Source organism: Laceyella sacchari, from assembly GCF_024927925.1.
GTDB lineage: Bacteria > Bacillota > Bacilli > Thermoactinomycetales > Thermoactinomycetaceae > Laceyella > Laceyella sacchari.
In genome coordinates this window covers 450523-477366 of the sequence record NZ_CP103866.1, presented here as the reverse complement: position 1 = coordinate 477366, position 26844 = coordinate 450523, and the positions used below count along the sequence as shown (strand labels likewise).

Annotated in this window: 25 protein-coding genes and 2 pseudogenes; 17 read left to right on the top strand and 10 right to left on the bottom strand. The window is 45.0% G+C overall.

Annotated elements, in window-relative coordinates; genetic code table 11:
- Nucleotides 1–303 precede the first annotated feature (303 nt).
- Nucleotides 304–1179, bottom strand: coding sequence for a cupin domain-containing protein (locus NYR52_RS02575; RefSeq protein ID WP_132219543.1), 876 nt, complete (start codon nt 1177–1179; stop codon nt 304–306).
- Between the two features lie 499 nt (nt 1180–1678).
- On the opposite strand from NYR52_RS02575, the gene NYR52_RS02570 reads away from it, so the two are divergent.
- The 3 genes from NYR52_RS02570 to NYR52_RS02560 all read left to right on the top strand — a co-directional run bounded on the left by NYR52_RS02570 (nt 1679) and on the right by NYR52_RS02560 (nt 4437).
- The gene (locus NYR52_RS02570; RefSeq protein ID WP_259436209.1) at nt 1679–3001 is read left to right on the top strand and encodes a vWA domain-containing protein; all 1323 of its coding nucleotides are present in this window, start codon (nt 1679–1681) and stop codon (nt 2999–3001) included.
- Between the two features lie 71 nt (nt 3002–3072).
- Nucleotides 3073–3913, top strand: a protein-coding gene (locus tag NYR52_RS02565) for an IS5 family transposase (RefSeq protein WP_375163157.1) whose coding sequence is annotated in 2 segments (ribosomal slippage) — nt 3073–3408 and nt 3410–3913 — 840 coding nt in all. Because the reading frame shifts where the segments join, the coding sequence is not laid out codon by codon here.
- Between the two features lie 395 nt (nt 3914–4308).
- Entirely contained in the window at nt 4309–4437 is a 129-nt protein-coding gene (locus NYR52_RS02560; RefSeq protein ID WP_259436208.1) for a hypothetical protein, read from the top strand.
- 70 nt (nt 4438–4507) lie between these two features.
- On the opposite strand, the gene NYR52_RS02555 is transcribed toward NYR52_RS02560, so the two are convergent.
- The 6 genes from NYR52_RS02555 to NYR52_RS02530 all read right to left on the bottom strand — a co-directional run bounded on the left by NYR52_RS02555 (nt 4508) and on the right by NYR52_RS02530 (nt 9834).
- Nucleotides 4508–5167 carry an ABC transporter ATP-binding protein gene (locus NYR52_RS02555; protein ID WP_259436207.1) on the bottom strand — a complete coding sequence of 220 codons (660 nt, stop codon included), beginning with the start codon at nt 5165–5167 and terminating at the stop codon, nt 4508–4510.
- 23 nt (nt 5168–5190) lie between these two features.
- Nucleotides 5191–6009, bottom strand: a complete 819-nt coding sequence (locus tag NYR52_RS02550) for a DUF2705 family protein (protein WP_259436206.1) — start codon at nt 6007–6009, stop codon at nt 5191–5193.
- On the bottom strand, nt 6006–6860 hold the full coding sequence (locus NYR52_RS02545) for a hypothetical protein (RefSeq protein ID WP_259436205.1): 855 nt from the start codon (nt 6858–6860) through the stop codon (nt 6006–6008). Before NYR52_RS02545 ends, NYR52_RS02550 begins: the two co-directional genes overlap by 4 nt.
- Nucleotides 6860–7612, bottom strand: coding sequence for a hypothetical protein (locus tag NYR52_RS02540; RefSeq protein WP_259436204.1), 753 nt, complete (start codon nt 7610–7612; stop codon nt 6860–6862). Before NYR52_RS02540 ends, NYR52_RS02545 begins: the two co-directional genes overlap by 1 nt.
- Nucleotides 7613–7924: 312 nt before the next feature.
- Nucleotides 7925–8701 (bottom strand): hypothetical protein, encoded by a 777-nt coding sequence (locus NYR52_RS02535; RefSeq protein ID WP_132219537.1) that lies wholly within the window; start codon nt 8699–8701, stop codon nt 7925–7927.
- On the bottom strand, nt 8698–9834 hold the full coding sequence (locus NYR52_RS02530; RefSeq protein ID WP_259436203.1) for a hypothetical protein: 1137 nt from the start codon (nt 9832–9834) through the stop codon (nt 8698–8700). The genes NYR52_RS02535 and NYR52_RS02530 overlap by 4 nt, the downstream gene beginning before the upstream one ends.
- An 85-nt stretch (nt 9835–9919) precedes the next feature.
- On the opposite strand from NYR52_RS02530, the gene NYR52_RS02525 reads away from it, so the two are divergent.
- From NYR52_RS02525 to NYR52_RS02490, 8 genes are all read left to right on the top strand, one after another.
- Nucleotides 9920–11572 (top strand): TcaA NTF2-like domain-containing protein, encoded by a 1653-nt coding sequence (locus NYR52_RS02525; RefSeq protein WP_132219535.1) that lies wholly within the window; start codon nt 9920–9922, stop codon nt 11570–11572.
- Between the two features lie 128 nt (nt 11573–11700).
- The gene (locus NYR52_RS02520) at nt 11701–12498 is read left to right on the top strand and encodes a cyclase family protein (protein ID WP_132219534.1); all 798 of its coding nucleotides are present in this window, start codon (nt 11701–11703) and stop codon (nt 12496–12498) included.
- A 255-nt stretch (nt 12499–12753) separates the two neighbouring features.
- Complete coding sequence (locus tag NYR52_RS02515) at nt 12754–13164, top strand: M67 family metallopeptidase (RefSeq protein WP_132219533.1); 411 nt, start codon at nt 12754–12756, stop codon at nt 13162–13164.
- 24 nt (nt 13165–13188) lie between these two features.
- Entirely contained in the window at nt 13189–14643 is a 1455-nt protein-coding gene (locus NYR52_RS02510; RefSeq protein WP_259436202.1) for a nicotinate phosphoribosyltransferase, read from the top strand.
- A 125-nt stretch (nt 14644–14768) separates the two neighbouring features.
- On the top strand, nt 14769–15269 hold the full coding sequence (locus NYR52_RS02505; protein ID WP_132219531.1) for a GNAT family N-acetyltransferase: 501 nt from the start codon (nt 14769–14771) through the stop codon (nt 15267–15269).
- Between the two features lie 124 nt (nt 15270–15393).
- Nucleotides 15394–16038: a hypothetical protein gene (locus tag NYR52_RS02500; protein ID WP_132219530.1), complete on the top strand. Its 645-nt coding sequence runs from the start codon at nt 15394–15396 to the stop codon at nt 16036–16038.
- On the top strand, nt 16031–16621 hold the full coding sequence (locus tag NYR52_RS02495) for a hypothetical protein (protein WP_054095683.1): 591 nt from the start codon (nt 16031–16033) through the stop codon (nt 16619–16621). Before NYR52_RS02500 ends, NYR52_RS02495 begins: the two co-directional genes overlap by 8 nt.
- Entirely contained in the window at nt 16618–17394 is a 777-nt protein-coding gene (locus NYR52_RS02490; RefSeq protein WP_054095684.1) for a hypothetical protein, read from the top strand. Before NYR52_RS02495 ends, NYR52_RS02490 begins: the two co-directional genes overlap by 4 nt.
- A 645-nt stretch (nt 17395–18039) precedes the next feature.
- Here the strand turns inward: NYR52_RS02490 and NYR52_RS02485 are convergent.
- Together NYR52_RS02485 and NYR52_RS02480 are read right to left on the bottom strand one after the other, a co-directional pair.
- Nucleotides 18040–19122: an AI-2E family transporter gene (locus NYR52_RS02485; RefSeq protein WP_022738558.1), complete on the bottom strand. Its 1083-nt coding sequence runs from the start codon at nt 19120–19122 to the stop codon at nt 18040–18042.
- Between the two features lie 8 nt (nt 19123–19130).
- The gene (locus NYR52_RS02480; RefSeq protein ID WP_022738557.1) at nt 19131–19952 is read right to left on the bottom strand and encodes a YihY/virulence factor BrkB family protein; all 822 of its coding nucleotides are present in this window, start codon (nt 19950–19952) and stop codon (nt 19131–19133) included.
- A gap of 191 nt (nt 19953–20143) precedes the next feature.
- On the opposite strand from NYR52_RS02480, the gene NYR52_RS02475 reads away from it, so the two are divergent.
- Together NYR52_RS02475 and NYR52_RS02470 are read left to right on the top strand one after the other, a co-directional pair.
- The gene (locus NYR52_RS02475; protein ID WP_022738555.1) at nt 20144–21475 is read left to right on the top strand and encodes a tetratricopeptide repeat protein; all 1332 of its coding nucleotides are present in this window, start codon (nt 20144–20146) and stop codon (nt 21473–21475) included.
- Entirely contained in the window at nt 21459–21638 is a 180-nt protein-coding gene (locus NYR52_RS02470) for a hypothetical protein (protein WP_022738554.1), read from the top strand. Before NYR52_RS02475 ends, NYR52_RS02470 begins: the two co-directional genes overlap by 17 nt.
- 301 nt (nt 21639–21939) lie before the next feature.
- Here the strand turns inward: NYR52_RS02470 and NYR52_RS02465 are convergent.
- Nucleotides 21940–22353, bottom strand: a pseudogene (locus tag NYR52_RS02465) (Lrp/AsnC family transcriptional regulator).
- Between the two features lie 132 nt (nt 22354–22485).
- Between NYR52_RS02465 and NYR52_RS02460 the strand changes: the two are divergent.
- From NYR52_RS02460 to NYR52_RS02445, 4 genes and pseudogenes are all read left to right on the top strand, one after another.
- Nucleotides 22486–23244: pseudogene (locus tag NYR52_RS02460) on the top strand (MBL fold metallo-hydrolase).
- A gap of 246 nt (nt 23245–23490) precedes the next feature.
- Entirely contained in the window at nt 23491–24201 is a 711-nt protein-coding gene (gene dapD, locus NYR52_RS02455) for a 2,3,4,5-tetrahydropyridine-2,6-dicarboxylate N-acetyltransferase (RefSeq protein ID WP_132219528.1), read from the top strand.
- A 65-nt stretch (nt 24202–24266) separates the two neighbouring features.
- A complete protein-coding gene (locus NYR52_RS02450; protein WP_022738548.1) occupies nt 24267–25487 on the top strand; it encodes an aspartate aminotransferase family protein in 1221 nt (406 codons plus the stop codon).
- On the top strand, nt 25487–26620 hold the full coding sequence (locus tag NYR52_RS02445; RefSeq protein ID WP_054095687.1) for an N-acetyldiaminopimelate deacetylase: 1134 nt from the start codon (nt 25487–25489) through the stop codon (nt 26618–26620). The genes NYR52_RS02450 and NYR52_RS02445 overlap by 1 nt, the downstream gene beginning before the upstream one ends.
- The last annotated feature ends 224 nt before the right edge of the window (nt 26621–26844 follow it).

Below are 26844 nucleotides of genomic sequence, written 5' to 3'. Positions count from 1 at the left end.
ACCTCTTTCTCCTCTCACCAATAAATTTTAGCAGTTTCAATAAAAGGAGATAGAGGTTTTATTCTTGTTTTTTTCAATCGATTTCAATGGGTCAAATTATTATGTTATTGCCTTATCGCAATCAGTAGCATTTTTTCTAGTATGTATTGTGGAACAACTTCACTTTATTAGAACCATGCCAACCAATCGCTACAAGTAAAAGCGGCGGAAAAACCTTTTCCCGTCACGCGTGAAGCGATTGGGAAAACGATTCCTCCGCCGCTGCCTATTTATCAGACAACCTTACTCCACTTATGACTCCACTCATCGTTCCGCTTCCATTGCATCTGCTTTCGTTCTATGAACCGTACCAAAAGGATGCTCAGGTGGCGCATAAATGGAATAAAGCTTCAAGGGTTTATTGCCTGTATTCGTTAAATTATGCCATTTTCCGGCAGGTACCATGATCGCATAATCATCATAAACTTCGGCTCTAAAATCCAATCGATCTTTGCTATCACCCATTTGAACCAATCCTCGCCCTTGTTCAATCCGTAAGAATTGATCCACATTGGGATGAACCTCTAACCCAATGTCATCGCCAACACCGATACACATCAAGGTCACTTGCAAATGATCTCCTGTCCATAAGGCAGTGCGATACGTATTATTTTGCTTTGTCGCCTTTTCAATATTCACAACAAAAGGCGTTTTTCCATAATCTTTTAATTCAATGCCGAATGGATTGAACGATAACGAACTTAATCGGTTAGCATGATGCATCTCGTTATGACAAGCACTTAAAAACACCTCGCCCACTGGCGAATGTTGAGTAAGCAAATAACTATTCCAATTTTCTTTATAATCCTTCGTTGCCACTTGAAAAGCTTTTTGTATTCCCTCTTCATAAGTATCAAATGTAATTTGATCAATTTGATAAACAGGCTGTCTTCCCGTGAACATCACATACAGATCAGTCAACTGATGCAAATAGGCTTTTTCATCTTCTAACGTGTGAAAAATCTCCCTTTTATGCTTTTGATTAGGTGCTAATTTGACTAGCCGCTCCAATAAATCAATCTCCGTCGCTTCTCTTTTTATTCCAGCAAGTATAGCATCACACACTTGGCGGTTAGGCTGTGGGAAGTTGCCGTAATAAAAGTATGGATTCATATAATGGGGATAGACCAATCTGCTCATTCCCTTCACCGTTTTTATTAAACATCCTATGCACTCTGATCAGGGAAAATACATTACTACGTACCTGTAGCTAGTGCTGCAGAACTGGTCGGGCATCCTTCAATCAATACGCCTCCACGCTCTTTCTTGCTAAGTCCACCGCTACTTACCAGTAATGATTAATTAACAATCCAAACATTGAGGAACAATAAACTGGTTGCTTTGTTCATTTCAGGATAAAACCATAAACAGTTGGCAAATTCCATAGTCATCTTTGTCATTTGTTTACTTAACCAGTGGTTGAATATACTTGCTCCCACGGGGATCTTGGCTGAAAAGCGGGATATCCTTTTCAGTCTTGCTCAGTGCTATGATCTAGATCTAATTTGTTGAAAAAGATATTTTTAGTAGCATTTAACATTTTATTAGGTAAGAGCTGAAAAATCGGGAATATAATGTAGAAACAAACTATATGGTTTGCTTTATTGCAAACCATCTATTCATTTAAGAGGTGATTAGATTGAATTCATTTTATATCAAGGTGGTAAGTAGTCTCATTGTCTTTTCCGTTGCTGTTGCCGGATGTTCCACACCCGTCTCCAAGACAAAAGAGGGAGGGTCGGGAGAGCAAAACAATGAAGTTAAAAAAGCGTATGCGACAGAGATCGAAGATATATTAAAAGAAGGTCCCGGCAAATATGCGGGTGATGCCTATCATAAAGAAAATGCCAACAGAGAATTGGATGCATTGCCTAAAAATCTCACGGGGGAACAAGCATACCAGAAGTTAGTTGAGCTTTTTGCAGAGGATTATCAACCCTATGTAAAAAAACTGGATACGTTTGATACTACATATACCGTTAGTAGCGACCCAGGCGACTTCAAAACACCTTCAGGCAAGCAGTTGAATGTCATGATCTTGATTGACTCCTCCGGAAGCATGGCTGGCAAGGTCGATGGCTTTTCCAAAATGACCCTTGCGAAACAAGCCGTTTCCCGTTTCGCTTCTTCACTTTCCACACATGCAAATGTCTCTTTAAGGGTGTATGGCCATAAAGGCAGCAATGCTGATAAAGATAAAGACCTCTCTTGTAAGAGCACCGAAGTCGTTTATCCTTTGGGCAAATACGATCAACAAACGTTTAGCAAAGCATTGGACAAGTTTAAACCCACCGGATGGACACCGATTGCATTGGCAATGAAAGAAGCTGCCAATGATCTGTCGAAAATAACTGGCCCCTCAAAAAATTTGATTTATGTAGTAAGTGACGGCATTGAAACTTGTGGCGGAAATCCGGTTCAAGTGGCGCAAGAGTTGAATAAATCCAATGTCAAAGCCGTGGTAAATATTATCGGATTTGATGTGGACAATGCGGGTCAAAAGGCGTTGCAGGAAGTTGCTAAGGCTGGTGGCGGCGAATATGCAACAGTCCGTAATGATGATGAGTTACGGCGATATTTTGATACCCAAAGAATGAAAATCTGGGAAGAATGGTTAATGTGGAAAGTTAGAAATACTAGTAACATTATTCATCAATTTACTCGAAAGGAACGAGAATTGCAAAATCTCACTTTTACGGGGCTTGGAATAGATAAACTATCTTCTACAGAGTCACATCATATGAGAACTGCCCTGAGCCATTTGGAGAGTACTGATAAATTGTCTATCGAAGAAGGTGATAAAGTTGAAGAGTTGATCAATAATCGTGCGGATAAAATTGATGAATATAGAAAGAGTCGTTATGACTCCTTAATAAAACTCTTAAAGGAGAACCAAGAGAAAATAGAAAAACTCGTAGAGCAAAAAGGCAAGGACAAAATGGATGAATATGATACCAACTAGGGCGTGTCTGGTGAATCCATCATGTTTTCCTGTTAGAATGTTCATAACAACAAAAGCAAGGAGACATCATGATGAGACGGCGTTATGAGATTACAGATGAGGCTTGGGAAAAGATCGAGCCTTTATTGCCTTCGAATGGGAAACGAGGCGGACAGTGGAAAGACCACCGAACCATTTTGGACGGAATCCTATGGAAGTTTGGGACGGGAGCTCCCTGGCGGGATCTGCCTGCACGTTATGGTTCTTGGAAAACTTGCTACTATCGTTTTACACGTTGGCAAAAGGATGGGACGTGGGATCGCTTGCTTAAGCATGTTCAGACTTACTCCCACGCCGTTTCCGATGTCGATTGGGTTGTTTTCGTTGACAGCACGATTGTCCGAGCTCATCAGCACGCCGCAGGCGCGCCGAAAAAAGGGGGACCCTCGCTTCCAGAATGAGGCACTCGGACGAAGCCGCGGAGGTCTGACGACCAAAATCCATCTTGCTTGTGACGGAAAAGGTCGACCGCTTGCTTTTACAATCACTCCCGGTCAACAGCATGACTGTACCCAATTACAAGCATTACTCGATTCCATTTCCGTTCCCTGTTTGGGAAAAGGAAGGCCTCGCAAGAGGCCGGATCATCTGATTGCCGATCGCGGCTACAGTTATCCGTCTTGTCGTCGATTTCTTCAAAAACGTGGGATTTCCCATACCATCCCCGAACGCAGAGATCAGGCGGAGCGTCGGGCAAAAAAGCCGGGACGTCCTCTGACCTTCAACAAAGAACAATATTCACGCCGAAACGTGATTGAACGCTGTATTAACCGCCTGAAGCAATGGCGTGGCTTCGCCACTCGTTATGAAAAACGGGCGGTTTATTTTTGTGCTGCCATTACCTTGATTTCCTTGATCATGTGGCTCAATTAATCATTCACCAGACACGCCCTAGAAACAAAGTTTAAAGGTCGTTATGGGGACAATGATTGCCGCAGCGATGTGGTTCATGGGGATAGACCAATCGGCTCATTTCCTTCACCTGGAAAAATACATTACTACGTACCCGTAGCTAGTGCTCAATCAATCATATGCGCCACGTCCCAGAGATCCCATCGTTTATGCTCATAATCAAGGAATATTGGGGACAAAAAAGGTCAATAACTGAATATAGGTTCGGTGAAGCAAGGTTGTTTGGATTGGTTTCCCCTCAAAAATTACGCGTCCCATACGGTGAGAAAACGTGCCATCTCCATAGGTAATGCCCACTGGGACAGAATCGCAGGATCTGTCACTCCTCCCCTCAGCCCCTAGGGATTGCCTGCGGGATGGCCGTTTTTCAAAACAAAAAAGATTCGGCTAATAAACTTTTCGATTTTGGCGCGAATGTGATTATTGTGGCGATCGTTGTAGCTGTTGCATTAATTGGATTAGGTTTAGCACTTGAATTAATCTAAATAGGTAAAAAACGACGATGAGTGGCATCACTTTTCTCATCGTCGTTTCTTATTGCATCCACATATGTCCTCAACTTTTAAAATCGGAGATCGGTGTTACTGTTCCCTTTTCTACTTTATAAACTTCATCACACAACTTCTCGATTTCCTCCATATAATGACTTGCCAAAAGAATACTTACCCCATCTTTGCGTAAGTTTAATAGAAGTTGATGAAGCATTTCCACTCCATCCGTGTCTAATCCATTTGTAGGTTCATCCAATAAGAGGAGTTTTGGTTGTTCCATGATGGCTTGTGCAATCCCTAATCGCTGGCGCATTCCCAATGAATACTTACGAACGGCCTTTTTATCACGGGGATCAAGACCTACTTGCTCCATTACTTGTTCAATGTCCGCATCAGATATTTTATTTCTTAGTGAAGCCAACATTTTCAAATTCTTAAAGCCACTATATTCAGGAATAAACCCTGGTGTTTCGATAATCACACCTACGTCTTGCGGGAAGGTTCCATCTTTGCCTACTTCTTTATCAAAAACAAAAATGCGCCCTTCTGTCGGATAAACAAAACCACTAATCATTCGAAATATCATGGTTTTACCTGACCCATTTCTGCCGACTAAGCCAACAATCTTCCCTTCTGCCACTTCCAGATTGACTTGACTAAGTATCTGCTTTTTATCAATGATCTTCGAAACGTTATCTAATTTCACTGCCAATTTAGATTCCATTATGAAAACCTCCGACTACGTTTTTATTGCAAACTATCTTTATGCGCATATCCGAATATATCGGCTTTTTTCACATACAAATAACCCATATACATAGAAAGGATCAAAACAATCGCATTATAAAATACGGACCAAGACAGGCTAAAACTGGGAACATACGGGTCTACCATGGTATGCCGAAGAAACATCCCCTGATTGCCTGGAAACCATCTTATCAACTGTTTGCCAAGTAAAGGACTAAAACAAGAAACGACATAAAGCACTGAAATAAAAAGAATTGGCTTAAATACACTCTTCCATTTCACAGCCAACGCTAGCTGTAGGACTGCCATCGCTAAACAGGTACTCCAGCATAATACAAATACCCATACTAGCATGGTAAATGGATGGATACCGGTAAACAGCAATGGCCCGTCAGTTCCTTGCCATTTGCCCAAATGAGCCGCCCATGAAAATTGGCTAGATCCTATCACTAAAATTGTACAGATAGCCATGAAATAATAAACAAATGAAGTTACCCCTAATGCAAGAACCTTCTTTATCCACCATTTGCTCCGCTTAAAATAGCGCGGCAAAACAAATGTTGCACGCTCCACCCATTCACTGCACGTAGCGTTCCCAATTAATACAAGGAACAATAAGTTGAGAATAAGCCATTTTGACCATTCATAAAATGATACATCATCCTGAGCAATGGGTCCCCCCAATGAAATCATAACAAGATCCCATACAGTGATTAACTCTTCATGACCACCTGATGAAGAACGGAGCATAGCGGCGCTACTCCAACTGACCAAGGCGAAGAGACCACATGCAATGATCGCGTACCATCTTTTTTTCATTCTGCCACTCCTAGATTTATGTCTTCCTTCGAGATTTTTACACTACCCCATATCCATAATAGAACGGCTACTACCATCCAGTACCCAACCGATATACCTACTTGAGACCAGGATGAGAAAAGATCATTTATATCCAAGAGATGATACACAAAATGTCGCGGAAATAACAATGCACTCTCTACTAACGGAATCCGAAACAACAATAAGACATAGCCCAAAAATGGAATACACGAAGAGATAATAAGCCCCCACACTCCACTTCGTGTATACATGGATGCAATGAAGGTTATAAGGCCAAAGGTAAATAACCCGAAATATAACAAACATCCTATTTGAAACAAGACGATACTGGGCGCCATGCTCCCTATGATCTGTGGTTGTACTGGCAAAGGGAACAAATGCTGTACCTTAGCCACGCTCCATCCCTCTTCCCACGGAAGATATAAGAATCCAATCAAATATGCATACGCCATTAGAAAAAAAACATAACACAAGGTTAATAAAGCAAGAATAACCACTTTACCAAACCACCAACCCGTACGACTACCAATGCGTAACATCCACTGTTCTTTACTGTCTTGATCAAACATTAAATCGCTGACCAAGAATAAAAAAAACGGAATCATAAAGATGAAAATATAACTATAGCTGAACAAATCAAATAAGATGTCCCATATATTTAATACATGTTGTTGAATTCCCATATTGTTTAGCTGAATGATAAATCGATTCGCTTCCTGGTAAAATAAGACAGGACAAATGATTAAGAATACATACCATCTAACTTTCATGAATTGACGCTTAAGTCCAATCCAAATGAAATGATAAAAGGAAGCACCCAAAAAATTCATTATTCCACCTCATGACTAGATACCTTTTTCCAAACAAACACTAAACTAACCATAAATATAATTAGTAGTTCGCCAAAAACAGTCCACCATGTTGAGTAGTTTGCAGTATGAGGTAAAAAAGTTGATGGAGGCTTTAAAGCACTAAGCATATCAATTTGTGCAAACACAAAGTTAAATACATGATAGAATATAAAGGGAATCGTTAAAATCAAATAACGTTTTCGTATGTAGAGTGATAATCCAAAGCCAAAAGTAGCATAAACGACTCCAAATACAAAATGAAGGAACACATAAACAAACATATAAAGCACGACATTCTCTGGTAACAAGCTTGAAAATGCTCCACCTATTTGGTTATCTACATCAAACGTCTTCGGATAAATACTTAGAGTAACAATAGTGAACACCAATGTGGGAACGCAAGTAACTACCCCACCAACCAACGCATTGATTAACAACTTTATTCTCACATAAGTACGATGTTCCATCCGCATCCGCACAAAATTTAGATACCCGCTATTACGTTCCATAGCATATGTATCCGCAAATGGCCAAACACAAATGATCGGTACCACAAACGAGTAAATCTCTAGTCCAAATACCCAAGGAAAATATGCCTGTTCAGCAACAATTGGTCGTGGTAAACCAGCCATCATTATCCCCACACTGCAAAGAGCAATCGCCACAAATAAAGCTAGAAAAAAGTTTTTCCCCAAAAATGCGCGTGATAATTCTTGTCTAAAAACAGCCATGTACTCATACACCCCTATCTAAAGATAAACCGCATTCAACGTTGAATGCGGTTTCTAATGTAAATAGTACGATCTACACCACTTAAAATGGACGTAAATAGAATCAAGCAAAAGAAGGTAAACTTTTTAAATTCCTCTCGCCAATTATCTTAAATAAAACTAACAGGTTAATTTAATATAAAATTTAATATATAGTCAATGAAAAAATCCAATAATCATACATATTCACGAAAACTACTCCTCACCTCTGGGAAAGGAGAATGCAGAAAAGATCCCCCTTTTGTCAGCACCGTTTTATGATTTGCGCATGCTTTACCACTCTCGCAATGAAAAGGAGACATCCCCGCCTTTTGAGGCGACTTCTTCATCTTCCAATGTCAAAAATCTAGCAATGGTGAAATCCAAACGATCCACCTCTCTCACTGTTTCTGGGCTTACGCCATTTAAGTTAATCAACATGAAATTATCAACAGGGACATTCGGCTCAATAATCTCCGTCAAATCATCATTTGTCCAAGCGGTAAACACCTTGTCTTGGCTAATCACATTAAAGGTTCCTTCACGGAGAATGGCTTGGCCCTTCATCAGTTTGAGGTGGCAAAAGGGGTAATGATAACCGTTGGTGCTGTCTATTTTAAGTGGCACTTCTGTTTTGTTTTCCACTCTGTACTTGACGTACAGAAAGTAATCTGTCATTTGCGGGTTGTTGTCCAACGCTCTCTTGATGCGCACGTCTCTGATGTCTGTGGCCCGCAAGAGTTTGATCTGTAGAAAAGAAACGGCCACATTGCCATCATTGAGCATGCGATCTTCCATTTTGGCATCCGTTACTTTTTGCACGGTAAAATCTCCATATGCCGGGTAGCGAATCATAGATTTGTCTTCATCAAACGGAATATTCTCATCTGTTACATAAAGTGTCTCATTGCTTCTCAACGTCCCTCCGCCTTGGTCACTTAAACATTTGGTGAATCGATTACTGAATTGCGTCACCTTGATGGGCTTTAGGACATCCGGATCCGGATCGCGGTTGGCGCACGAGCTTAAACACAAAACTGCGACCACAAGCAATACAGGGAGGCCGTTCATTTTATTCCTCCTTCGGGTTTCTTTAAAGGAAATGGTTCAAAGTCCATTTGCACATGATGCAAATACTTGTAATCATATTCTCTCGCAACCCCGTATTTGAGCCTTAATCTCACGAATTTTATCTCTTTCTGTTTTTCCGTTCCTGCTGCGACCCGTTTTCCAGTAGCATTGGTGACAGTAATGTCCACTTTGGGGCCATCCTCTTTGATCGGCATAAGTTGATATGTGTCATCGACAGTGTAAAATTGCCTTTGCCCATATCTCGTCTTCATGGTCCGCTTTTTGTTTGTCAGGTGAACGACGAGATACTGGTCCTGATAGGTGCCCACAATCAATTTGTTAGTCACTTTCCCATCCTCAACGACGAATGGATAAACTTGGTTATACATTGCGGCGCCTTGGCCTTGAATCACTGAATGGGAATAGGTGAGTACCAAAAAGAAAAAAAGGGAAAACAGAAATGTGAAAAAGCTGACCCAATACATGATCTGCTGTGATCGATCCGGCATGGTTCGCTTTTGAAAAAAAACATAAAACGAAATAACAATCAATGTAATCAAGGGAATTTCATTCAAGGTGGACAAGTCTTGTATCATGAACTGCAAATCAAAATCACTTTGCGCATTACCCCAGATGGCAAAAAGCCGATCGGTTTCTCTTGAGAAAATGAAATAGGCTCCAAGGAAAAGAACGAAACAGACGATCTGCGCCAGCACATGGATTCTGCGCTTTTTCCATGGCGATGGGGTGGCAATCCCCATCTGATTAACAATATGATATGTGCAAATAGCCATGATCCCATAAATGGCAAACAGCAACATCTCGATGAAGGTGACAATCAACCAACTGCTATTTAGCATTTCAGCGATGGTCACTTCCGTGTAATAATGAGGAATGCCAAAATAGGATAAATAACTGGCTTTATAAGAATACACATACAGATAAGCAAAAAGCGCGATCACAGCCAGAATAATTTCCACTGTCAAGATACGCATGATGATGGGATGTCTTTCAGAGAAGCGTACTTCTTGCGTATCCGGGCTGACGAGGTTGATTTTCAATTCGTTGTTTCCACGATACCATGAAAGAGGGCGTGTTGAGTGGCGGCTTGGTCCGTACCTTTTGTTTCGCAAACGATCCACCCCTAAGTATGCCGTTTATTATTCGTTTTCATTATTTTCAGTTTTATCTTATCATTTCTCGAAAGCGGGGTCTAACATGAAGCATTGGCATATCTGGCTCCCAGTCTCCCTTCTAATCATTTCAGGTTGCACTCTGTGGGGAAATGAGCCAGCACCAAGTACACAAGGGCGGCTTGTAGAACAGGGGAAAATCATTTACAAAGATCCCATCTACTATGAGAGTGGCAAATATTATGACCTAAAGCCGAGCGATCTACAACCGCTCCCTGCTTCAAGGATAACAAAATCAAATCCAAGCCTGATGGAAGCCAAAAAGATTTTAAGGGAATTGACCAGCACCTACTTATACATGTATCCAGAAGTGCAAATCATCGATCTTGACAACGACAACCAACCGGAAGTGATCGGTTTCTTTGAAAACATTGCAAACTTCGATGAAGACGGAGCCATGCGAATCTATGTAGCCAAATACAAAAACAAAAAGTGGGTTCTGGAACAAGGCTATTTGCTTGTTGATATTTTTTGCAAAAATAGACGTTTCTTCAAAGGGATGCTAACCGCAGACAAGCATGCAATTTTCTTGGCCTGTGAAAATAACAAGCATGAAAAATGGACCTACTATATTGTCACGATGAAAAACGGAAAGCCTGTGTTTTTGGCGGAAGATGTGCCTTCCCCTTCATGGGCGGTCAACGCCCCTCAAGCAAAGGATGAACCTTATTCCGATCTGCTCGGTAGCCATGTGCCTCTTTTCCCCAAAGACATAAACCAAGATGGAATCATGGAGATTCCCGGTCTTCACTTCCCAATGGAATACAAATCCGGCATCCCGATCATGGGAAAAACAAATCAATCTCCGCAAGTGGCTTGGTATCAAGTCCTGCCAAATAACACATTCACATTGGCCAAAACGACATTATATGACGTAAACAAAGAAGTCAGCAAATTAAAACAGCCATCACACCTTTTCGACCGTTTTCTGCCTGAAAACCTCGTCATCAACACGCCGGCATACCAAAAGGTGCTCAGCGAATTGGCAAAGTTAAAGCAGGACCCGGTGCGATTGGCCACATTTCAAAAAGGCTTGGAAGTGGGAAGCCATATCCTCATCGAAGGGGCAATGAAAGAAACGTCTCCTCATTTCCGAGGTGTACAGTCCGGCCATAGTTTGCTTATCATCCGCTCCGGTAAAACATATGCTCTTATACGTTTCAGCAACTATGCCTTCGCCATTGATCGGAATGGAGACACTCAATCTCTTAGCGCATTGAACAAAATCGACATCCTCAAGCCTCTAACGCCGCAAAATCCCTTTCCTTACACAGATGATCCCGGATATAATGCCTTACTTGATTCCCCTGAACTCTTTTACGCTCATCTGGAGAAATTTATCAACACCTTCTCACAAAGGAAACTAGAAGCTTCTGGCAAGGGGAATTATGAGATCGTGCAAGATCTGATTGCGAGGGATTCGCCCGCGGAAAAGGAAGTGAAGAAGGCCATTAGCAACACACGTGTGAAAAAAAAGGAGCCAATGAAACTGCTTAAGGCCAAGATCGATCGCCACAGCCATGTCATCCTGAACAAATCCCAACATAGCATACGGGTGTCAGAAGAATACCAACTAGCTCAATCTGGCAACACGACGAAGATAAAAGTGATAAACAACTATATTCTATCTATGGATGCATTCGGATTTAAGGTGATCCAACTAGGGCGTGTTTGGTGAATCAAGTTGGTAGGGAAGGAGCGGCGAAAAGTACCAACACAGTGTCCAGAGAAATAATATACTTGATATCAAGGGGGGAAAAGCCTCTCTTCCTCCCTCCAATCCATTACTAGAAACCAGGTGAAACCATGATCGAAACGTATGTGCAAAACGGTGTGAAAACCACCTTGATCGATCTCAGCCAATCTTTGAGCAATGATACGTCCTCCTTTGAACCCAACCCCCATCACATTCAATACTTTGATCATCAACATGGCATCAGCGTCTCCAATCACCTGTTAGGCCTGAATGAATCGCATTGGCCGGAAGGTAAAGCATGGGCGGTAGAAGAAGTGAAGTTGTCCACCCATGCCGGGACACATGTGGACGCCCCATATCATTATGGACCGACTGTCGGCGGTCAGCCGGCCAAAACGATCGATCAAGTACCCCTGCGCTGGTGCTACGGGGACGGGGTGGTGCTGAACATGACCCACAAAGGCAAAGGAGAAGGCATCACCATCGACGATATCCAAACGGAACTCACCCGCATCCGTTATGAGTTGAAACCTTACGACATCGTCCTCATCCGCACCGACACATCAAAAAAGTACAACGAAGCGCACTATGATCTCATCCACCCGGGCCTGCTGGCTTCTTCAACTGAATGGCTGATTGATCAAGGTGTGCGGTTGATAGGCATCGATGCTTGGGGGTTGGATCGCCCCTTCGACGTCATGGCGCAAGAAGCCAAGCAAGGGAAAACACAATTTTGGGAGGCCCACTTGGTCGGCCGGAAGAAGGAATATTGCCAAATCGAGAAATTGTGCAACTTGGACAAGATCCCGGTGCCCCATGGTTTCAAAGTAGCGGCATTCCCAATCAACATCCAAAACGCCAGCGCCGGTTGGAGCCGTGTCGTGGCCATCTTGGAGGAAACCGTCTGACGCGCGCCAGGGGATGATTCAACCTCGCGAATCATGGATCTGCTTCGACACCGCTTTGCTCCGCTGAGAAGCTTGCAAGGCAAATCGGGAACATCCCTCCCCAGCTGCGGTGTCCGACGCTTCGACTTCTATCACCGCTATTTGTTAAAATGATCCAGTGTTTGCCATTTGTCATAGACTTCCGTGTTACCCACACGATACAATAATGAAAGATCATTTGTTTGATTGTTACCCATCCTGCGAGGAGGGCTGGAGATGAAGCCGCCCTATTATTCAATTCGCCGTCATGTGATCCATGGAATCAACGCGTATTGCCTAGAGCAGTATCCGTATGAAGGATACGGCTTTTTGGCCGGGCGCGACTTTACGATCACCCATTTTTTCCCGATTCAAAGCCAGAATCATCGTACTTGCTCTTGGGAGTTGGAGCCAAGGTCTTACAGGGATAACATCAAGCAGATGCGCCAACTCCAGTTGGACTGGCTCGGTGTCATTCATTCTCATCCCGTTTCCCAAGCCTATCCTTCAGCCCGCGATCTGACCGGTTGGCATTTCCACGACAAAAGCTTGTGGATTATGTCGCTCAAGGATAAAGAATTCCAACTTTGCGCTTACTATATACAAGAAAAAAACATCCTTCCCATCATGTTTGAAATTATCGAATAGCACACCATAGGGAGAAGATTAATCATGTCTTTATCCATTTCCGCATTACATACTGACAAATACCAGCTGACGATGATGTACGCTCACTACAAAAACGGGACGCACCAAAACCGGCGGGCTTTTGACTTGTACTTCCGCAAACTCCCTTTCGGCAACGGTTATGTCGTGTTTGCCGGCCTGGAAAGGGTGGTTCAATACTTGGAAGGCCTTCGTTTTCAAGAGGAGGACATCCGTTTTCTTGAGCGAGAGATGGCATTTGAACCTGAATTTCTTGATTTGCTTCGCTCTTTTCGCTTTACCGGCACGCTCCATGCGATGCCCGAAGGAACACTCGCGTTTCCGGGTGAGCCCTTAATCCGGGTAGAGGGCAATATCATGGAACTGCAACTGATCGAAACAGCCCTCTTGAATTTTGTTGGTTACCAATCTCTGATCGCCACCAAGGCTGCCCGGGTTCGCCATGTAGCTGGACAAGACACGCTCCTCGAGTTCGGTACGCGCCGGGCGCAAGAAAAGGATGCAGCAGTTTGGGGCACGCGGGCAGCTTACATCGGCGGATTCGACGCAACATCCAACACGTACGCCAGCCAACGCTTCGGCATACCCAGTAGTGGCACGCACGCACATGCATGGGTACAAGATTTCCCCACTGAGCTGGAAGCATTCCGAGCATACGCCGCCGCCTTTCCCGAAGCCACCACGCTGTTGGTCGACACCTACGATACCCTGAAAAGCGGCGTGCCCCATGCGATTAAGGTGGGGTTAGAGCTGAAACAGCAAGGGAACAAGCTGGCTGGCATTCGTCTGGACAGCGGCGACCTCGCTTATCTGTCCAAACAAGCGCGGATCATGCTAGACGAAGCAGGACTCACCGATACCAAAATCACTGCTTCCAGCGATTTGGATGAGTTTACGATCCTCAACCTGAAGTCGCAGGGAGCCAAGATCGACGCTTGGGGTGTCGGCACCAAATTGATTACCGCGTTTGACCAACCGGCATTAGGGGCTGTCTATAAAATGGTGGCCCGCCTGGAAGATGGGGAATGGGCACCCACGATCAAAATTTCGTCCAATCCGGCGAAAATCACCACGCCGTGCCGCAAGAACGTCTACCGCATCATCGACCGCAAATCGGGCAAAGCGAGAGGCGATCTGATTACGGCCGTCGAAGAAACAATCGATGAAAGCAAACCACTTCATTTGTTCGACCCTGAACATCCATTCAGACGGAAGAAAGTGAAGCATTACCAAGCAATGCCACTATTGCAGCCGATCTTCCAAAACGGGAAGCGCGTTTATCAACTGCCTCCCCTATCGGAAATCCGCAAACACCACCAGCAACAACTCTCCTTGTTCTGGGAAGAGTATTTGCGCATTCTGAACCCAGAAGTATATCCTGTCAGCTTGTCTCGAAAATTGTGGGACACCAAGCAGCAGTTGCTTAACCGCATCTACGATTCCATCAAAGCAGAAGAATAATGTATGTCCCGGCTTTCTTAACCAAACACTGCCGCCTCCTGGGGAAGCGGCAGTTTTTTTGTCTTGATCTCATGGGCGCATAATTCCATAATGAAATGAATCCTTGCTTGAAGGAGTGTGAAAAGATGATTGTGATCCGCCCAGCCACGCTTGCCGATTTGCCAGCACTCGTTGACATTTACAATTACGCCGTCGTGGAGACGACTGCCACCTTCGATTTGGAAGCACAGACTGTGGCCGAACACAAAGCATGGTTTGCCAGCCACTCCCCTGAAGTCCATCCGCTGATCGTCGCCGAAGAAGATGGAACCGTCCTCGGGTACAGCGGACTCTTGCCATACCGCACCAAACCGGCTTACCGCCATACAGTGGAACTCTCCATCTACGTCCATCCTGAGGCGCAAGGCCGCGGACTTGGCAAACAGCTGATGCGATCCATCATTGCACGGGCACAGGAAATTGGCCACCATGTCATCATCGCCGGCATCACCGGGGGCAACGAAGGCAGTTTTCGGTTGCATGAGCAATTTGGATTCAGAGAAGTGGGAATCCTGCGCGAAGTGGGTTATAAGTTTGGCAAATGGCATGATGTTCACTTTTATCAATTGACATTGCCTTCCCGCTAAGCGGTCACAAGCGCTAAGAGACGATACCGGTCCAACTCGCCTTTCCCCCTCCTGCAACAGGGGAAAGGCCTCCCTGTCGCGAATACCTAAACATTGCAATTCATGCGAGAAAGGACGAGCAGGTTTGAAATGTTACGAAGAGTATTGCGCACACATCAAAGCACTGTGGCGTGAGAAGCAGGTGATCCTGCACCTTGTTCATCCTGAGCGGTTGGAATTGCGGTTTGACCCGTCCGCCGTTCAGTCGCTGATCCACAAGCACCAGCTGGAGGAACAAACATTCTACCAATGCCTTGAAGAAATTCCACGTTATTTGCTAGCCATCCTGAATCAAGACGAGGAACTCCTGATCGACATGGAGTTAAAATATTACGAAGAGGAAGGTATTCCATTAGCAGAAGGCGAGCAATTAAGCCGCGAAGTACAGGAGAAACTGAAAACGATCGAAAAGCTCTTCTACCATCCACAATTGTCGCAATCCCTCAAAATCAAACAAACAGCCAAAACCAAATTACTAAGCGGATGCAGCTGGGAAATCAATCAAAAGACATTCGACAACCAACAAGGCAGGCTGGAACCGCTCCGTTATGCCCAATTAAAAATGGAAATCGCATCACCGTCCAATCCCTCACGAAAACAGCCTTGGCTACGCTATATTTTGGACAACGAACCTCATAAAGATGAAGTGACATTAACTTTGACCCCTGATGACATCGACTATCTGCTGATGGAGTTGACAAAAATGAAAAAGGTGATGTCACGTGAATAAGCGCGATGGCCACTTCCCCTACCGAAGAGATAAAACGCGCACCAGCGAAGAAAAACAAATCACCGCTTTGCTCAGGTTTCTTCATCATTCCGCCGTCAAACAGGGTCTGGGTCTGTATCCCGGGCTAGAGGAAGAGCGGGCGCTATCCAAAGATCTGCTCACCCTCCGTCGGCAAGCGTTGTTTCCCCAGTCCCCGGCCAGACAGAACGCCAACTCACTGTGGCGCTTCATGCATGCGGACGCCTTTAGCAAGCTCCGCAAATATTTCACCCTTCTGGAAGAGCGTTTCGATGACATGCATGATCGCGTCCAGACGCTAGGCATTATCAAAGACCTCCTTCATCAGCTCAAAAACGAACTCCACCCTGATTTGCACAAATACGAGCGGCGCATCTGCCTCATCATTCACGACGCCATTCACAAAACCAAGGCGGAACGGTTGACTGCCGAACATCTCGACGTTCTGTCCCGCTCCATCGACGCGCTGGTAAACGGAAACTGCAACAAGCAAACGTTTCGACGCGTGGATCAGTGGTTGCGTCACCACGGTCTCAATTGGATTATGGGGGATGACGGTGAATGAAAACACTTTTTTTGGACACCACCATTTTGGCAGACCGGTATTTAGCCGACACCGAGCGCCAACGGCAAATTCGGCAGCAACTCAACGGCAAATCACTCACTACCTCCAATTATGTCATCGGCGAATTGAAAAACAGCTTTTTGAAAAACAGCATCACCCTTCATACTCTCTTGCTAGAGGAAGAGACAGTAGAAGACGCACTGGCTCGGCTCGGACAGCGATGCTTCAGTACACGGCAATTTGACCGTGTGTTAAAAGTGTTCGCCTATTTAGCCAAAAAGGTGGGATATGACAAAGAAGAATTGCTAGAGCGCCTGGACATCCTGATTGAAGATGAATTTGAAATTCTATTTATCGACGGCATTGATGAAGTGATCGACGAATGCCGATGCATTCGGGCTCATGCCACACCCGTCAAAGAAGGGAAACGGTGGATGCTGGATCTTGGTTGCCGCCAACAACCGCAACCCTCCTGCGGCATTGAAGCATTTTACGCCAAATGCCGAGAAGAATTGGCCTCGCTGACGCAAATCGCCGAAGCTGAGCGCATTATCAACGTGAACAATCTCACCGGCATGCTATCTGGGCAAAAAAGCAAATACGGACGTAATTGTTGGAGTGTGGGCGATGCGATCATTTGCGCAGAAGTTCCTGCCGACCAGTGGATTTACACCTCCAATTTGAAAGATTACGGCCCGCTCAGCAAACGCTTGGGAAAGAAATTATGGAGGGAAGGAACCGAACACCCCCCTTCATCACGAGACTCCATGTGATGCGTCCACTACATGCAAAACGGCAGCTGTACCCCGTCGCTCAAGATGATGATTTAACTGGCCAATTGATTAAAAAAAGAAGCCGGGGCTCACCCAGCTGGCTTGGTTGCGGAAGGGGAGCGAACAACATTGCGTGCTTTTCATTATTGAACGTTCGGTCGGTAAAGCTCTTGAGTCACCTTTCGCACCCATTTAGGCTTGTCAGCAGCCAGAAACCCGGCTCTCCAGCTTTGTTTAAAAATCAAGCTCAATGTTAATGCCATCCTCATCCGTATCAATCTCTACCTCTCTGGTTTCCCCATCCAATTCCCCATGATTCCATTCTAAATCCATCGGATCCCAATCTTTCATCATTATCCCTCCATCTTATCAATTGTCCTAATAATTTATTAAATTTACTGGTGAAAGTATTGGCTATGAATAAACAGATTCCTCCTATATTCCTGTTTTTAATTAAATATCAATTCGACAGCAACAATGAAACATTGCATCCCCCCAGCCCCTATCTTGTTTCATTCCCTTTCTTCCACAAAAATATCTGCAATCAAACTGAAAATTGTGATTTATTATTTAACATTTTTCCTGCACCGCTTCCCATCATAAGGGCGTAAAAACCCCCCGCTATGCACCACGGGAGGTTGTCGTTTAAGACTCTTCTTGCTTGCTCATCGCACGTAACCGCACCAGCCGGTACAGGTGGCTGACCACAACTTTCAACACCGCATAGGTCGGCACCGCTAACAACAATCCCAAAAATCCGCCTAGGCTACCGGCCACGAGCAATAACAAAATGATGGTTAAAGGATGGACATCCAAACTTTTACCCATCACATACGGGGAAACCAAGTTCCCCTCCAATTGCTGGGCTACAAAGGCCACCACCAACACCCAGACCACCATCATCGGTGAATCAATAAGGGCCACGATCACTGCCGGGATCGTCCCGATAAACGGACCGACAAGTGGGATCACATTGGTAAACATAGTTACCAGCGCCAAGATCAGCGAATAATCTAAACCAATAATCAAATAGCCGATATACACCAGCACGCCCACTAACAGGCTGACCAGCACTTGGCCTTTAATGTACGAACTGAGCGCAAAATCCATATCCCCGAGAATGCGGAGCCCCTGTTGCCGCTCTTTCTCAGGCAATAACCGCAAAAGGTAAGGGGGAAACCGTTCTCCTTCCTTCAACATGTAATACAGGATAAACGGGACGGTCACAAATACGAGAATAATATTGGTGATCACTGAAAAAAAGTTGGCAATGTTCGTCCCAATCGTGGAGATGCTGCTCCGCAAATAATTGGACGCCGCCGTCGCCACTTGATTCCAGTCGATATAACTGGCCACCCAGGGATGATGGCTCCAATTGATTAGTTGTGTCTGTACGGAGTCGATCATTTGCGGAAAATTGGCCAACAAGCGGTTAAATTGCTCTTTGAGCAACGGACCGATCAGGAAGCCGACGAGCACCAACAACCCCAGCATCACTAGATAAATCAGCAAAATACCCAATCCCCGCGGAATACCCCGCTTTTCCAAAAACCGCACTACCGGGCGAAATAGGTAAAACAACACACCCGACACAAGGAACGGAAAAAACAGTGTTTGCACCAAAATGACCAACGGCTGGAAAATGAACTTGACCTTGTTTGCCAGCAATATGATCAGCAACACCATGATCATTCCGTATCCTAACCGAAACAGCTTCGACTGCGGCATCTCCTCACCTAACTTTCTATCTGCTCTTTCGTTTTACATATGGCCGCATTTAACAGCCCTCCCAATATTAATACCATAGAAGAGAGGTAAAACCATCCTACCAATACGATAATTCCCCCCAAATTCCCATACACCAAGGAGTAATTGTTGAGGGAAACATAAAATGAAAACGCCAGTGAACTGGCTTGCCACCCCGCCATCGCAAAGAGGGCTCCTGGTAGCGCTTGCCCAAAGGTAACATGGGTGTTGGGAGTAAATTTATACAAACACAAAAACACCATAAAAATAACCAGGCTACTCAATACCCAGCGAATCCACGTCCATACTTCATAAAACCATGCTGTCAAACCAAACATCCGAAATGCATATTGTCCCAACACTTTGCCGAAAATGGGCAACATCAGCGAAATCACCAGCGCCCCAAGCAAACCGAACATCAAGAATATTCCCAGCAAGACCTGCATCCAAAACGGCCTTTCTTTATGGACACGATAGGCATTGTCCATGATGCGAATAATGGATTGAAAAACAACCGAGGCCAGATAGATGGTGATGATCAAGCTAAGCGATAACACTCCTTCGCGTTGCTCGTCCAAAATCACCGCCAGATTGGATTCCAACAATTCATAAGTAGAAGGCGGGGCGTAAGGCTGGATCATGGCCAGAATATCGGAACTGGTGAAAGGCAGAAAGCCTAACACCGTAACAGCAAGCAACAAAAAAGGAAAAATGGACATCAAGATATAATAAGCGAGTTGCGCGGACATATCAAAAACGTGCTCTTCTACGATTCTTTTTTTTAATTCTTTCAGCACAGGAGTTAGTTTCATTGTTCCTCCTCAGGGCGCAAAAACATGGATGTCAATAATTAATGTATCCTTTTTTATACATAATTAACAACCCTTCGTCTACATAACCCTCCATTCTTCTTTTATATTTAAGAAAATTTAAATATAATAGTTCCCAATTTTTTTAATAAGGTGTAATATAATAATAATCCACTACTTGTGAGGTGATCGGCATGAAAACATTAGCATTGCATGAGATTGGGGAAGTGATTCGCAAGGTCAGAAAAGAGCGTGGACTAAGACTGGAGGATTTGGCTGACGAGAACATATCCCCCGCCACGGTCAGTAACATCGAACGCGGCGTCGCCCACGTCAGTCCCGAAAAAATTTCATATTTATTGGAAAAATTAGATCTGCCGATGCATAAACTTCCAGAAATGCTGGTGAAAGAGCAATCCGAGTTAAAAAAAGTAAAATTTAAGATGCTCACGGTTGCTACGCTACGGCAGATCGGTCTGGTCGATGAAGCACTCCAGCAGTTGGAAGAGTTGGTGTTGGATGAATCGCATCCATACATCGCCCACGCCTATTATTTAAAAGGCAAATGCTATATGTCAAAGAAAAAATGGAAACAAGCAGAACGTGCACTGTACAATGCCCTGCGCCTCTCCCAACAAAACGCTTACAAAGAGCAAAATATGGAAGCAGCCAGCTACTTGCTGTTAAGCCTCAGCAGCTACTACCAGAACCAGATGGAACAAGCCCTCTCTTTCACTGACAACGGGCTGGAAGCGTTTTTGGAAAACGGAACCAATCAGCACATCAAAATCCTGCTCTACAGAAACAAAGGCATCTATTTGCATCGGTTGGGTCGGATCACCGAAGGTATGCGTCTGGTTCAAGAGATCTGGAGCCAAATTCCGAATATTGCAGATGCCGCAACTTTGCTTGGTTTCTACTGGTTGCGTGCAGAATTTTCGAGATTAATCGGCTTATATCAGGAGTCAATCGAATATGCCGAAGAAGGCATTGAAATTGCAAGACGTAACAAATTGTACGACAGCATGTGCGACCTCTGGATCGTTTTAGGAAGCGCCTACACGGCGACCAAAGACTGGTCCATGGCTGAAACCTCCTTCAAAATGGCGCTGAAAGTTGAAGAGAAGCACAAGGAAGAACAGCGCATCACCAAAGTATACAACCGCTTAGGCACTTTGTACATGAAGCAGAACAGAATGGAAGATGCCCGAAATGCCTTGCTAAAAGCGATCCAGCAAGCGGAAAAGTATAACGACTCCAAGCATTTGAGCACCAGCCTTCTCACCATTGGCGAGCTCTCGTACACCGCCGGCAACGTGGAGGATGCGATCGCATACTATAAAAAAGCATTGGATTTAACCCAAAAACATGGATATAAAGAGAAAGAGTACAAAGCATGGTTTAATCTGGCCAAATGTTACGATGGCGTGGACGAGCAGGAATTTCAGAATTGCATGCGAAATATGTATAATGTAAAGAGAGACTTTACTAGGATGGAGGTAGAAGAGCATGATTTTAAAGATTAAATATCTGTCAACTGCTATGGTCGTCCTCGGGATTACTACCTCTACCGTATGGGGGCTAACTAGCCAGGTAGAGAATATCACAACCGCTAGCCAAGAGCCCGGCTGGCCGGCTCCCGGTTTTGAAAGCCAAGAACCGGGTTGGCCCACTCCGCCTTTGGCATAACCTTTGTCTGTACTGCGAAACCTGGTCTCATCTTCAGCCCATAGCAACAACATCGGCTGAACGATTTGACTGTAAATTTTAACAAACAAAAGGAAGCACAAGCCTTCTTTGATCTTTTCGCGCCTAATGCCCCTTATAAATCAGATGGGGATGGCGTGGCTTACAAGAGTTTGCCGTACATTTAATAACCCCCTTGATGGGGGTTTTCTTTCTCCTATCAAACCCTATTCCTTTACTTGTTGAACGAATCAGTCACCATGCTGTTATACCTTGAATAGAAGCAGAGCTTAAGATTCCTCACTTACTGCTTACTAATCACCATTGATAATTTATAGTTTGCATACTTGTTTAACTGTAACAAAAACTTGTCTAATACTTCATTGGTCGGAAATCTGCATTCTAGAAGATAACAACTATCTCAACTGATTTTATAGTTATTTATGATGTATTTCTCCTGGCTTTGGATAAATAAGAGATATGGCTGATGGTGTGTATCTTTTATATAGATATTGATGAAAGCGTGTATAAAACACCCTATTTTCGCATGATTTAATTTAATGGTATAACCCTCAATTACACCATTGTCCTCTAATTTAGCAACCCTAGACGCAGTTGCTTGTCCAGTCAAGTGAACTTTCTCCCCCAATTCCTTCATCGTAATCCGACTGTTTTTAGATAGTTCTTCTATTATTTGCATGTCAGTTTTATCCAACAAGAAATGAACTCCTTTCAAAATTCGAGTCAAATGGTCAAAACACTTGATTTTTTTTATGTATTTAAATATTGCCCAAATTATAAACTAAACACCGAAAGGAAACACGAATGAAAACACAAAGGAGTTATCAATATGCACATACAACAAATTCGCAATGCTACAATCATTGTTCATTACGCAGGAAAAAAATTTTTAATTGATCCAATGTTAGCAGAGTGAGGGACTTATCCTCCATTCCCCAATTCATTAAGACAGGACCAATATAATCCTTTAGTCAGCCTGCCTGTATCACTGGATGAGATAATTCATGTAGATGCTGTGATTGTGACGCATTTGCATTTAGACCACTTTGATGAGGCTGCTCAAAAAGAATTACCCAAAGATATAAAAATGTTTGTCCAAAATGAAGAAGATGCACAAGCAGTACGAAAAGCTGGTTTTCAACATGTAGAAGTACTACAAGAAAATACAGTCTTTAGTGGGATCCGGTTGATCAAAACGAAGGGGCAACACGGAAGAGGAGAAATATTAAAACGTATGGGTCAAGTTTGTGGTGTTGTCTTCAAGCACCCGAGTGAAAAAACTTTATATGTAGCTGGAGATACTGTATGGTATAAAGCGATCCAAGAAGTGATCGATATACACAAACCGGAAATCATTGTGGTAAATGGCGGCAATAATCAATTCTTTGCAGGCGGCTCTCTCGTTATGGGGAAAGAGGACATTTATGAAGTGCATATGGCTGCTCCTGATGCCAAAATTGTTGTTGTCCATATGGAAGCTGTCAACCATTGGACATTATCCAGAGAAGAATTGAAAACATTTCTTCATGAAAAAGGCATCTCCTCTCATGTTTTAGTTCCAGATGACGGCGAATCATATACATTTTAAGATAAATGATGCGTTAAACTTTCTCTGATGATGTTATTACGAATTGATAACGTCAAAGTTATAAAGAAAAATGTGTACAAACCCATGTGAATACCGAAGAAAAAGAGGACTCGTGCAGTCCCTCTTTTTTATGTTTGTATATTCCCGTCAGCTAAAGGTGTTTATCTACAAGCCCTTCACTCTGCAAAAGTGGTTGTGATATACTTTCAGTGAACTTGTACCTTCCCACAGAAAGGATGCCTGTACATGAAAGAAATGAACGCTCACCAAATCATCGAGTTCATTCAAAAAAGCGAAAAGAAAACGCCGGTTAAGATACATATCAAAGGTCAATTGGATCGCATCGACTTCGGGCCAAATGTCCAAACATTCATCACCGGGCAAGTGGGCGTTGTCTTTGGAGACTGGAAAGACCTTGAACCGGTGTTGACCGCTAACAAAGAGCACATCGAAGACTATGTCGTAGAGCATGACCGTCGCAATTCGGCGATTCCGCTCTTAGACATGAAAAACATTCCGGCGCGGATTGAACCAGGCGCAATTATCCGCGACCAAGTGGAAATCGGACCAAATGCGGTCATTATGATGGGTGCTGTCATCAACATCGGTTCTGTGATCGGTGAAGGCACCATGATCGACATGAACGCGATCATCGGCGGCCGCGGCACCATCGGCAAAAACTGCCACATCGGTGCCGGTGCGGTCATTGCTGGCGTGATTGAACCGCCATCCGCGACTCCAGTTATCGTGGAAGATGATGTTGTGATCGGTGCTAACGCGGTTGTACTGGAAGGCGTGCGCATCGGTAAAGGCTCTGTTGTAGCCGCTGGAGCGGTTGTTACCAAAGATGTACCGCCCAATGTGGTTGTTGCCGGCACGCCGGCTCGCGTCATCAAAGAGATCGATGACAAAACCCGTTCCAAAACGGAAATCATCCAAGCCTTGCGCGATCTCTAAACCCTTCTCCACAGGCCCTTCGGGGCCTCCTTTTACTATCTGGCCTTCTTAGGGAGTGAACCACCATGCAAACATGGCAACAGCTGGACCAAGCTTACATCATGTCCACCGTTTCGCGTTATCCCATTGCCATCGGCAAAGCCGAAGGAAATTATCTCTACGACACGGAGGGGAAACGCTATTTAGATCTGTTCACGGGGCTGGCGGTCAACACCCTTGGCCATTCCCACCCCCGAATCTTGGAAGCGCTAGAAGAACAGGGGCGACGCTTCCTCCACATCTCCAACCTTTTTTTAAATCCCCCGGCAATCCGGCTCGCTGAGCGTTTGGTAAAGCATACGTTCGGCCAAGGCAAGGTCTATTTCTCCAATTCTGGGGCCGAAGCGACAGAAGCTGCCGTCAAACTGGTTCACAAATGGATTCAGCGCGAACAACATGGACGCCAAGGCATTGTCGTCTTGAAAAACAGTTTCCACGGCCGTACATTGGGCGCATTGCGGCTCACCCGGCAACCCGGGGTCTACCAAGACTTCCCGCAACCGGACTTCCCCGTCTTTGAAGTAGAACCCAACCAGATTGATTCGTTGATGGAAGTTTGCCGCACACATCGTCCAGCTGCTATTCTGGTAGAACCGATCCTGGGTGCAGGTGGGGTCGTGTCTTTAGAGCGCGCATATTTGGAAACGATCGAGCAGTTGTGCAAAGAGGAACAAATGTTATTCTTGGTCGATGAGATCCAAACTGGCATCGGCCGCACCGGCAAACTGTTTGCCTACCAGCACTTCGCTCTCTCTCCTGATGTCATCCTCTTCGCCAAGGGAATTGGCGGCGGGTTGCCGCTGGGAGGCTTGATCGCTAGCGCGCATGTAGCGGACTTGTTTCAACCCGGAGATCACGGAACGACGTTTGCTCCCTCCCCATTGAGCGCCGCTTTGGGCAATGCAGTACTAGATGTCTTGCTGGAAGACGGCTTGCTGGAACAAGGGCGCCAGGTGGCTGATGCTCTTTGGGAAGAGCTTCATCGGTTGCAACAAGCACATCCCCGTGTTTTCAAAGGCGTGGATGGACAAGGAATGATGCTAGGGATACGCACGCATCTATCCGCCGAGCACGTGAAACGCTTGCAAAGCGAATTGCTGGAGGCGGGAATATTGGTTAATGTGACGGCCAAAACCGTTGTGCGCCTGTTACCCCCGCTTACCCTAACTCGCGCGGAAGTCACCTTTTTCATAGAAACATTGGAACGCTTAATCACGCAGATGGAACCTGCCTGGGAGGTAAACTGATGTCCCGGTCACAATTAGAAACACTTATCCAGGTGCGCCGCGAATTGCATCAGATTCCCGAACCTGGCTTTCAAGAGTGGAAAACGCAACAATTTCTCTTAGATTACCTGCGCACCTTACCGAACCGATTGCAAATCAAAACATGGAAAACAGGCATTTTGGTCAAAATCCCCGGAACCCAACCCCAAAAATGCATCGCTTACCGTGCCGATATGGATGGATTGCCGATCACCGAGCAAACCACTTATCCGTTCCGCTCCCGGCATGAGGGCTATATGCATGCATGTGGACACGATATCCATATGACCATCGCCCTCGGCTTGATCAGCCACTTTGCACATCAGCCGTTGCGCGATGATCTGCTCTTCCTGTTCCAGCCGGCAGAAGAGGGGCCAGGTGGCGCGCAGCCGATGTTAAATAGCGAACCATTCAAGGAATGGAAACCGGACATGATCTTCGCTCTACACATCGCCCCAGAGTATCCGGTGGGCACCATCGCCACCAAACCGGGCATCTTGTTTGCCAACACCTCCGAATGCTTCATCGATCTCACCGGTACCAGCGGACATGCAGCCCGTCCGCATCTTGCCAATGACATGGCAATTGCCGCCTCGCAGTTGGTGATGCAGTTGCAGACGATCGTCTCGCGCAATGTAGACCCGATCGACTCGGCCATCATCACCATCGGCAAAATGTCCGTCGGCACCAAACAAAACATCATCGCAGGAGAAGCCCGCCTCGAAGGGACCATCCGCACACTGTCGATAGATACGATGCACAGGGTAAAAACACGCATCGAACAACTGGTGCAAGGCATCGAACAAGGATTTGCTTGCCAAGCTTCCATCGACTGGGGCGCCAATTACTGCCAAGTAGATAATGATGAAGCCTTGACCCGTGCTTTCATGGATTGGGTCGAAGCCGAGACCCCCTACAACTTGATCACCTGCCGGGAAGCGATGACAGGCGAAGACTTCGGCTATTTTCTGCGGGAAATTCCCGGCTTTATGTTCTGGCTTGGGGTGGACACGCCCTACGGGCTACACCATCCAAAAATCGAACCGCAAGAGGAGGCCATCAGCGTGGCCGTGGATGTGATGACCCGCTACTTGACGAAGTTGGGTCAAGCATAGCCTTATTTATGGAAAGGGAGCCTACCCACCTACTTGATTTGCCTGATATGCCCTACTCAAAATAATGTCCGTTGTCCCTTCGCGGCCGAATGAGCCGCATATGCAAACAAGGCTCGTTGAGCGCTGAGTTAGCGTTCAACGAGCCTTGTTGTCTCTCACCAGGTTCTTTGATTGGTTTCTTTGGCGATTGCATAAACAAATACTCCCCGCTGGGTTCAGGCGGG

Coding starts and splice junctions, on each gene's coding strand:
- NYR52_RS02575 (WP_132219543.1), bottom strand. CDS start 1,179: ATGAGCAGATTGGTCTATCCCCATTATATGAATCCATACTTTTATTAC.
- NYR52_RS02560 (WP_259436208.1), top strand. CDS start 4,309: ATGGCCGTTTTTCAAAACAAAAAAGATTCGGCTAATAAACTTTTCGAT.
- NYR52_RS02555 (WP_259436207.1), bottom strand. CDS start 5,167: ATGGAATCTAAATTGGCAGTGAAATTAGATAACGTTTCGAAGATCATT.
- NYR52_RS02550 (WP_259436206.1), bottom strand. CDS start 6,009: ATGAAAAAAAGATGGTACGCGATCATTGCATGTGGTCTCTTCGCCTTG.
- NYR52_RS02545 (WP_259436205.1), bottom strand. CDS start 6,860: ATGAATTTTTTGGGTGCTTCCTTTTATCATTTCATTTGGATTGGACTT.
- NYR52_RS02540 (WP_259436204.1), bottom strand. CDS start 7,612: ATGGCTGTTTTTAGACAAGAATTATCACGCGCATTTTTGGGGAAAAAC.
- NYR52_RS02535 (WP_132219537.1), bottom strand. CDS start 8,701: ATGAACGGCCTCCCTGTATTGCTTGTGGTCGCAGTTTTGTGTTTAAGC.
- NYR52_RS02525 (WP_132219535.1), top strand. CDS start 9,920: ATGAAGCATTGGCATATCTGGCTCCCAGTCTCCCTTCTAATCATTTCA.
- NYR52_RS02520 (WP_132219534.1), top strand. CDS start 11,701: ATGATCGAAACGTATGTGCAAAACGGTGTGAAAACCACCTTGATCGAT.
- NYR52_RS02515 (WP_132219533.1), top strand. CDS start 12,754: ATGAAGCCGCCCTATTATTCAATTCGCCGTCATGTGATCCATGGAATC.
- NYR52_RS02510 (WP_259436202.1), top strand. CDS start 13,189: ATGTCTTTATCCATTTCCGCATTACATACTGACAAATACCAGCTGACG.
- NYR52_RS02505 (WP_132219531.1), top strand. CDS start 14,769: ATGATTGTGATCCGCCCAGCCACGCTTGCCGATTTGCCAGCACTCGTT.
- NYR52_RS02490 (WP_054095684.1), top strand. CDS start 16,618: ATGAAAACACTTTTTTTGGACACCACCATTTTGGCAGACCGGTATTTA.
- NYR52_RS02485 (WP_022738558.1), bottom strand. CDS start 19,122: ATGCCGCAGTCGAAGCTGTTTCGGTTAGGATACGGAATGATCATGGTG.
- NYR52_RS02480 (WP_022738557.1), bottom strand. CDS start 19,952: ATGAAACTAACTCCTGTGCTGAAAGAATTAAAAAAAAGAATCGTAGAA.
- NYR52_RS02475 (WP_022738555.1), top strand. CDS start 20,144: ATGAAAACATTAGCATTGCATGAGATTGGGGAAGTGATTCGCAAGGTC.
- NYR52_RS02470 (WP_022738554.1), top strand. CDS start 21,459: ATGATTTTAAAGATTAAATATCTGTCAACTGCTATGGTCGTCCTCGGG.
- dapD (WP_132219528.1), top strand. CDS start 23,491: ATGAAAGAAATGAACGCTCACCAAATCATCGAGTTCATTCAAAAAAGC.
- NYR52_RS02450 (WP_022738548.1), top strand. CDS start 24,267: ATGCAAACATGGCAACAGCTGGACCAAGCTTACATCATGTCCACCGTT.
- NYR52_RS02445 (WP_054095687.1), top strand. CDS start 25,487: ATGTCCCGGTCACAATTAGAAACACTTATCCAGGTGCGCCGCGAATTG.